6 protein-coding genes and 1 pseudogene are annotated in these 7919 nt (G+C 54.2%); 5 read left to right on the top strand and 2 right to left on the bottom strand.

Translation table 11 applies throughout. From position 1 onward, the window contains the following. Positions 1-1113 (top strand): annotated as a pseudogene (locus JIN85_RS15820) (hypothetical protein); the annotation flags it as partial. A gap of 92 nt (positions 1114-1205) precedes the next feature. Here JIN85_RS15820 and JIN85_RS15815 read toward each other — a convergent pair. After that, positions 1206-1559 (bottom strand): winged helix-turn-helix transcriptional regulator, encoded by a 354-nt coding sequence (locus JIN85_RS15815; RefSeq protein ID WP_200272508.1) that lies wholly within the window; start codon positions 1557-1559, stop codon positions 1206-1208. 84 nt (positions 1560-1643) lie between these two features. On the opposite strand from JIN85_RS15815, the gene JIN85_RS15810 reads away from it, so the two are divergent. The 4 genes from JIN85_RS15810 (at position 1644) to JIN85_RS15795 (ending at position 6649) form a co-directional block, all read left to right on the top strand. Then, positions 1644-2321, top strand: coding sequence for an NAD(P)H-dependent oxidoreductase (locus JIN85_RS15810; protein WP_200272506.1), 678 nt, complete (start codon positions 1644-1646; stop codon positions 2319-2321). Between the two features lie 126 nt (positions 2322-2447). Continuing rightward, positions 2448-4547, top strand: coding sequence for a glycosyltransferase (locus JIN85_RS15805; protein WP_200272504.1), 2100 nt, complete (start codon positions 2448-2450; stop codon positions 4545-4547). 281 nt (positions 4548-4828) lie between these two features. Next, positions 4829-5863: a tRNA preQ1(34) S-adenosylmethionine ribosyltransferase-isomerase QueA gene (queA, locus tag JIN85_RS15800; RefSeq protein ID WP_234047464.1), complete on the top strand. Its 1035-nt coding sequence runs from the start codon at positions 4829-4831 to the stop codon at positions 5861-5863. Positions 5864-5890: 27 nt separating this feature from the next. Next, positions 5891-6649, top strand: a complete 759-nt coding sequence (locus JIN85_RS15795; RefSeq protein WP_200272502.1) for an exodeoxyribonuclease III — start codon at positions 5891-5893, stop codon at positions 6647-6649. 110 nt (positions 6650-6759) lie between these two features. Here JIN85_RS15795 and JIN85_RS15790 read toward each other — a convergent pair whose 3' ends face one another. Next, positions 6760-7854, bottom strand: coding sequence for a coiled-coil domain-containing protein (locus tag JIN85_RS15790; RefSeq protein ID WP_200272500.1), 1095 nt, complete (start codon positions 7852-7854; stop codon positions 6760-6762). Positions 7855-7919: the final 65 nt, after the last annotated feature.

The raw sequence follows: 7919 nt of genomic DNA, 5'->3' as shown, positions 1-7919 counted from the left end.
ACTGGAGCAACTGGAGCAACTGGAGCAACTGGAGCAACTGGAGCAACTGGAGCAACTGGAGCAACTGGAGCAACTGGAGCAACTGGAGCAACTGGCGCAACTGGACCTGCAGGCACCACCTCATGGGACGGCCTTACCGATGTTCCGACGAATCTACTGGATGGCGACAACCAGACCCTCTCGTTAGGGACCGATGGAACTCTCTCGATCTCAGATGGAAATAGCGTCATCCTGCCAGGAGCCTCGAATATTTATGTTGCCGACGGAACGCTGACTGGCGATCGCGTGGTGACTCAGGACTCGAATACCTTGTCCTTTTCCACCAGCGGCACTGGCCGGGTGGGGATTGGAACCACAACTCCGGATGCCAGCGCCATTCTCGACCTGACTGATTCGAACAAAGGGTTTCTGCCGCCACGGGTGCAACTGACCAGCAACGTGGACACGGTCACGATCCCATCACCCGCAACAGGCTTGATTGTTCATAACATCGAAGCGGCAGGCTCTGGCGCAGCAGCTGTCGACGCCAACACCATGTACATGTGGGATGGTGAGGAATGGAACCGCATCGTCACCAGTAAGGACTCTTTAACTGGTGGTACGAATCCGTTCGAGATCGGAGAAATCAGAAGCTGCATGATGGTCGTTCCCTATGCCACCTTCAGAGCAAATTCAGGCAGCCGCAGATTAATGTCCGGGAAAGCTGTCGGGAATGTGACTACCACCAACCGTCAAGTAGCCAGTGAGTTGGCAACGAATAATCCTGATTACGTTTATATCAACGGGCTTAGACTCGATTTCATGGAATCAACGACGAATGGTAACACTTCTCCAAAATTTTATAATACCACCAGCGATTCCATTTCATTCAGCATCTCCTCACTCTCAACAAATAATGCTTATATTACAGGAGCCAATACTGTAATTGCAACTGATGCATATTCTTACAGAATTGATGGAAACGATGACTTCTCAACCACTGCGACATATGCCGAATATGTCAACGCCATGGTAACCTTCCCCAATGGAGAATGGTATAACTGCACATTCCATGCTACGACCGACGGTTCGAATTACTATTATTTCTTCGTCACCGCCCAACGACTTAATTAATATCAGTCTCGAACTAGGCTAAACCACTAATCCACCTGGAAAGGATTTTTTCTTTCCTGGTGGATTTTTCGTTTTTTGAGTCCGGGAATCAACTAATCGCCTCCCATACGGGCCTGTCGCTGGCGAACTTTGCCTGCTTTTGCCGGAGGATTTTGGCGACCCCAGGCACACATCGCATCCAGAATTGGCATCAAGGTTTCGCCGTGAGGAGTCAGGCTATATTCCACTTTCGGGGGGACCTGCTGATAAACTTTTCGCCGGATCACCGCATCGCGTTCCAGCTCCCGAAGTTGTTGCGTGAGCATCTTCCCACTTGCCTGCGGAATCAACCGACCCAATTCACCGGAGCGAAGTGGCCGCGCTGCTAAAAAATGCAGGATGTAGGGCTTCCATTTACCGCCGATCACCTCAAGGGTGAAAGTAATTGGACATTCTTGCTGATTCATTATCAATAATTAGCACTTTTAAGTTAGTAAGTGACAAAATGGTGGGTAATTGCCGATTTGGGAGTTTCGGCCCATGGTTGGCTCATGTCGAATATTTTGATCGTCCACGCTCACCACGAACCGAAAAGCTTTTCCTCTGCACTAGCTCAAACGGCTAAAGAGGTGCTCACACGTCAAGGGCATGAAGTCGTATTTTCAGACCTTTACGCGATGAAATTTGATCCCGTATCCGATCGGAGAAACTTCCGTAGCGTCGCAAACCCCGACTATCTGAAGCAGCAAGTTGAAGAAACTTATGCGACAAATCACAACGGCTTCGCGGCGGATCTTGAGACAGAAATGCGCAAGATCGAAGCGTGTGACCTGCTGATATTTTCCTTCCCGCTGTGGTGGTTTTCCATGCCTGCCATCCTCAAAGGCTGGGTGGACCGTGTGTTTGCGTATGATCGATTCTATGGAGCCGGGCGATGGTATGATACCGGCCATTTCCAAGGAAAACGGGCGATGGTTTTGATGACGACGGGAAGTGATGAAGAAAAATATTCCGGCCGAGGACCGCATGCCTCTCTTGAAGTCCTACTGGCACCCATTCACCACGGAATTTTTCGCTTCAATGGATTTTCCCCGCTCTCTCCATTCGTGGCCTGGAGCGCTGCCCATGGCACCGATTCTGATCGTGGATTGGTCATCGAAGCTTGGAAGCAACGCCTGAAAAACCTTCTGACTGAAACTGCTTTACCAAATCCCGCTGCGGAGCTGTGAAGACGAGGCTCAAATTGCCATCCATTCAGAATTTACCAACTCATTGCCAGGATTCGGTGGCGACAGAGTCAGAATCGGGCCATTTTTGGATTTCGGAATCCACTGGTAGGCATTTAGTGTCGCCGCGTGGTGAAGGATTCCCTGGATGGGCATTGGCGGACAGACGGGAAATTCTTCCGCGTCGGGGATCGTCGTGTCTGGATCAAGGCGGTGACTTATGGCCCCTTCCCCGGTGGCTGGCCGGATTCGTTCGATTCGGATTTTTCCCAGATCGGTGCCGCCGGATTCAACAGTTTGAGGCTCTATGAACTGCCCGAAAAATCGTTGTTGGACGCTGCCGCAAACCATGGATTCAAAGTATTTGGCGGTCTGAATTGGCGAATGAATGCGGATTTCCTGGACTGCCCCGCGCTGTTTTCCGCCGCAGCGGTCCAGCTTCAGGAATACTTGCGCGAAACAGCGCAGCACCCGGCACTAGCGGGGATTTTCGTCGGGAATGAAATCCTCGCAGACCTGGTCCGCTGGATGGGACCTGTGGAAGTTCGGGAAAAAATCGAAGAACTGATCACCATCGGTAAGTCACTGGCACCAAATGTATTGTTTGCCTACGCCAATTACCCGAGCACCGAGTATTTGGAGCCGGAAAATGCGGACTTCAGCGCGTTCAACATCTACCTTGAGGATCCAAAGGCGTTCCGAAATTACATGCAGCGCTTGCACCACATCGCAGGCGATCGACCCCTCGTGATTTCGGAATTCGGATTGGATTCGCAGCGAAATGGCCTGGAAAAACAGGCCGAAGCCTTCCGCTGGGCATGGCAAATTGCCGCTGAACAGGAAGTCGCTGGAATGACCGCCTACTCCTGGAGCGACCGCTGGCTCAACAATGGTGAAGAAGTGCTCGATTGGGATTTCGGCATCACCGATCGCGCGGGGAAACCGAAGCCCGCTTTGCAGGCGATTCGAGAAGCCCTACCCAACTTTCCAGCAGCTCTGCAATCGGACCTCTCCATCTCGGTCATTGTTTGCACCAGAAATGGAAAAGGCCGCATCGAGGCATGCCTGGAAGCGATTCAGCAAATCCGCGGTGGGCATTTCGAGACCATCGTAGTCGATGATGGCTCAACAGATGGCACTGGTGACGTGGTGGCCGAGCAGTTTCCGTGGGTGCGATTGCTGAGATTGCAACCTGGCGGTCTCAGCGCCGCGCGAAATGCGGGAGCCGCTGCAGCAGTTGGAAAAATCCTCGCCTTCACCGATGACGATTGCGAACCGGACAAGGAGTGGTTGCCGCGATTGAGGGAAATTTTCGAGACCGGAATGTATGCAGCTGTCGGTGGACCCAACCTTCCACCCGCGCCGAAATCCTGGCAGGCAGCGGTTGTTTGCGCCTCACCCGGAGCACCGAGCCATGTCATGTTGAGCGATGTGGAAGCCGAGCATCTTCCAGGCTGCAACCTGGCGGTGACCAAGGAGGCTTTCGATGCAATCGGCGGATTTGATCCGATTTTTCGCACGGCGGGGGATGACGTGGATTTCTGTTGGAGACTCAGGTCAGCAGGCTACCGGCTGGGCTTCGCGGCCGGCGCGTTTGTGTGGCATTGGCGTCGGCCTTCGCTGGTCGCGTTTCTCCGTCAGCAGCTGGGATACGGTCGCGCGGAGAAACTCCTGATCGGCAAGCATCCGGAAAAATTTTCCAAACACGGCCAGGCGAAATGGGATGGATTCATCTATGGCGGCGGCCCTGTCCGGGCTGTCCGAGATTCGGTGATTTACCACGGCGCCATGGGAAATGCCGGCTACCAATCGGTGCTAAATCGAATGTTGCCGCTTCGTGGAATCGCAGCCGATTTCGATCATTTCAAATCCAGAGCAGCGCTCGCACTGATCCATTTCCTGCAGCCTCGTCTGCGTGCGTGGGAGCGAAACCGGCGCTGGTGTTTCAGCGCAAAACGAGTTCACGGGATTTCGCCACCCAGCCCGGTCGCCACTTTCGCGATCTCAAGCCGAAATGGCATGGATCGCCACGATTTCATCCGTTCTCTGCTTTCCGATGGTTGGTCAGCTGGCGGCAACCTTGATTCATGGGACGTCGAGAAAAATGGGACCCGGCTGCTGCTTGCGACGGAGCGCGGAGAAAATCAGGAAACCCGGACATTGGTTCGCGTCTGGGGAGACGACTCACCGGAACTGCGCCAGTGGTTTCACTCGCAAGCAGCGAAGTAGATCCAATTTTTGAACAAATCGCGCTCTTTCGGACGATAGCCTATAAAATCAAAACCCCCGGGAGTGATCCCGAGGGCCTTGATTGTTCTACAAAAGGTCCCCGTTGGACCTAAAGATGGTTGAAAAATAATTCGCAATGCAGATTCTCTTGCCGATTCTGTGCTGCGGTCGCTCAGCGACTGTTCCTAATCACTAGTCAATCTGCACAATTTGTCAACTCGGTATTCGAGGATTTCGCATCGAATTTTACCGGATCATCGGAAATCGGTGAAAAATCGATCATGGAAATCGATAACCGGCGGTTGCCGGGTGCCATGTGGAGGGCTAAAGAGTCGGTCGTGAGCCTGAAAACTAAGGATTTTGACTACCATTTGCCTGAGGAATTGATTGCAGCGCGGCCGCTTGAAGAGCGCTCTGCATCCCGGATGATGGTGGTGAACCGGGCTGCGGGAACGATCGAGCACCGCATGTTCGCCGAATTCCCGACTTTTTTGAAACCGGACGACTTGTTGGTTCTCAACGATACCAAGGTGATCCCGGCGCGACTTTTTTCCGACGATGGCCGGACCGAATTGCTCTGCTTGGATCGGCTTTCGCCATTGGAGTGGCGGTGTCTGGCCAGGCCGGGGAAACGCATGAAAGTCGGGCGCGAAGTCGTTGTCGGCGGCATCACGGGCCAAGTCACCGAAGTTTTCGAAAATGGGGATCGGTTGATCCATTGGGAAAGTGAGCTGGACCTGAACCGGCACGGCCATCTGGCGCTACCGCACTACATGGGGCGGGACGATGAGGAATCGGACCGGGACCGGTATCAGACGGTTTTCGCCAGGGAGGAAGGAGCGATCGCCGCACCAACCGCCGGGCTGCATTTTACGCCGGAAATGTTGGTAAAGCTCAACCATGCGTTTTTGACCCTGCACGTCGGCGTCGGAACGTTTCGCCCGGTGAGCGCGGAGGTGGTGGCGGATCACGTGATGCATTCGGAGAAATATCACCTTTCGGCGGAAACCGCCCGGCGGGTGAAAACAGCGGAGCGTGTCATCGCCGTCGGCACCACCGTCACGCGGGTGCTGGAATCCCTGGGGCCGGAAATTCCGTCAGAGGGGAAAAGCGGAGCGACGGATATTTTCATCCACCCACCTTACCAGTTTGGCGTGATCGATGGCTTGCTGACGAATTTTCACCTTCCGCAAAGCACGTTAATCATGCTGGTGAGTGCGTTTGCCGGAAAGGAGCTGGTGCTGGAAGCCTATCGCCAAGCGGTGGCGGAGCGTTACCGATTTTACAGCTACGGCGACTGCATGTTGTTGATTTGATGAAGTTCACAGGGGAGGATGGCGGCGATGAAGCTGCTATCTTGGAATGTGAACGGAATGCGGGCGGTGCTCGGCAAGGGATTTGGCGATTTCGTCTCTGCGGAGCAGCCGGACATTTTATGCCTGCAGGAAACCAAGGCGCGGCCTGAGCAAGTGCCGATGCCGCCGGAATTGGACGGCTATCATGCTTTTTGGAACTCCGCGCAGAAACCCGGCTATTCCGGCGTCGCCGTTTTTACCCGCAGCGAACCGATCGAGGTTCAAGAAGGAATGGGATTTGAAGATCACGACAAGGAAGGCCGCGTGCTCACCCTCGAATATCCTGATTTCATCCTGGTGAACGTCTACACGCCGAATTCTCAGGATGGCTTGCGCCGGCTGCCTTACCGGATGGAGTGGGATGAGGTTTTCCGGCAGCACCTGATGACGCAGGCGCTGAAAAAACCCGTCATCTTTTGCGGCGATCTGAACGTCGCGCACCAGGAAATCGACCTCGCCAGACCCAAGGACAACCGGATGAGCGCCGGCTTTTCCGATGAGGAACGTGCGGGCTTTGGCAAACTGCTCGATTCCGGATTTACCGATAGTTTCCGCCATCTGCACCCGGAAACACGCGACGCATATTCCTGGTGGTCGTATCGCGGCGGAGCACGCGGCCGGAATGTGGGCTGGAGAATCGACTACTTCGGACTTTCGACCCCCTTGGTGGATCGGCTCAAATCCGCAGAAATCCTGCCGCACGTCATGGGATCGGATCACTGCCCGGTGAGCATCACCTTGGCTTGAACCGCTTTGCTTCGGGCGGCTTTGGGCCAATGAGCGGACACCCGGGAAAGAAAAAACCGCAGGGCCGGTAGGCGCCTGCGGTTCGGGAAATCTGTAATTTGAAGGATGAATTAGGAATCGGCTCCAGCCTCGGATTCCTTATCAGTGTTTTGGGAAACTTCCTTCATTTGAGTTTCCAACTGATTAATTTTTGTTTCGCGGTCGTGCAGTGTGTTTTTGAGGTCAGCACTGCTTTTTTCGACACTATTAAGCTTATCGCCGATTTCCTTGGCGTGAGCTTGCAGAGCGTCGAGCGCTTTACCCATCTTGGCAGTACGGTCCGCAGACTTCTTCAGTTCCTCGGCTTTCGCTTCGAGTTCCTTCTTGAGGTCAGCATTGTTTGACTGGTTGCTGGCGATGGTTTCCTGAGCAGCTTTGAGCTCCTCACGTGCCGACTTGAGTTCACCAACAGTCTGTGCATGGGCTTTTTCAAGCTCTGCAGTGCGCTGATTCAATGCCTCACGGCTTTCGGCGATCTTACCGGCTTCTTCCTTGGCAGCGGCGATCTGGCCAGCCATCTCCTGCTCCTTGGCAGCGGATGCTTTTGCCATTTCAGCGCGCTCCGTGTTGCCTTTCTCGATCTGACCTTTCATCTCGGAAATTTGCTGTTGCGCCTCGTTACCGGCCGCTTTCAGGGCGACGATTTCGGTTTTGAGATCAGCAACCGCAGTTGGCTTTTGGAACTCGGCACGGACGGCGAGAACGTTCTTTTCGATTTCGGAGAAGTTCTTCAGCGACTCCTGCATTTGATCGCGGAGAGCGAGGAGCTTCTGGTGAGCTTCTTCACCCAGTTTGAGCTGACCGGCCAAGGTCTCTGCCTCGTGCTTCCATTTTGCTTGTTCGTGGCGTGAGTCGTTCAGTTGACCGCGGGTCTCGGCAAGCTGCTTGCGAGCTTCCTCAAGCGCCTTTGCAGTTTCTGCCTGCTCCTGTCGGCTTGCTTTGAGCTGGGCAAGCGCTTCATCGCGCTGTCCGACTGCTTCGCTAGCCTGAAGGCGGGCATTCTTGATCGTTTCGGAAATGGCGGCGAAGCTCGCATCGAGCTGAGTGCCGACATTTTCAACAACGGCTGGTGTGGTGGCGACTGGCGCTGCTGCGTCCTCCGCCCGGAGGGTAGGAGCCAACGCCAAGGCGAGGCCCAACAATGTTGCGTATGTAGTGGATTTCATGAATTTTGGAGAATCAAATTCACCCGACAAATACCAACAAGACAGCCTCTGGCAAAGCCTCTTTT

Origin of the sequence: Luteolibacter pohnpeiensis (genome assembly GCF_016595435.1) — a bacterium.
GTDB classification, from domain to species: domain Bacteria; phylum Verrucomicrobiota; class Verrucomicrobiia; order Verrucomicrobiales; family Akkermansiaceae; genus Luteolibacter; species Luteolibacter pohnpeiensis.
Note: the sequence above shows the minus strand (reverse complement) of the source record. Positions and strands in the feature narration are given on the sequence as shown.

What these genes read in the sequence shown, in the direction of transcription:
- JIN85_RS15815 (WP_200272508.1), bottom strand. Translation starts at nt 1,559, where the DNA reads ATGAATCAGCAAGAATGTCCAATTACTTTCACCCTTGAGGTGATCGGC.
- queA (WP_234047464.1), top strand. Translation starts at nt 4,829, where the DNA reads ATGGAAATCGATAACCGGCGGTTGCCGGGTGCCATGTGGAGGGCTAAA.
- JIN85_RS15810 (WP_200272506.1), top strand. Translation starts at nt 1,644, where the DNA reads ATGTCGAATATTTTGATCGTCCACGCTCACCACGAACCGAAAAGCTTT.
- JIN85_RS15795 (WP_200272502.1), top strand. Translation starts at nt 5,891, where the DNA reads ATGAAGCTGCTATCTTGGAATGTGAACGGAATGCGGGCGGTGCTCGGC.
- JIN85_RS15790 (WP_200272500.1), bottom strand. Translation starts at nt 7,854, where the DNA reads ATGAAATCCACTACATACGCAACATTGTTGGGCCTCGCCTTGGCGTTG.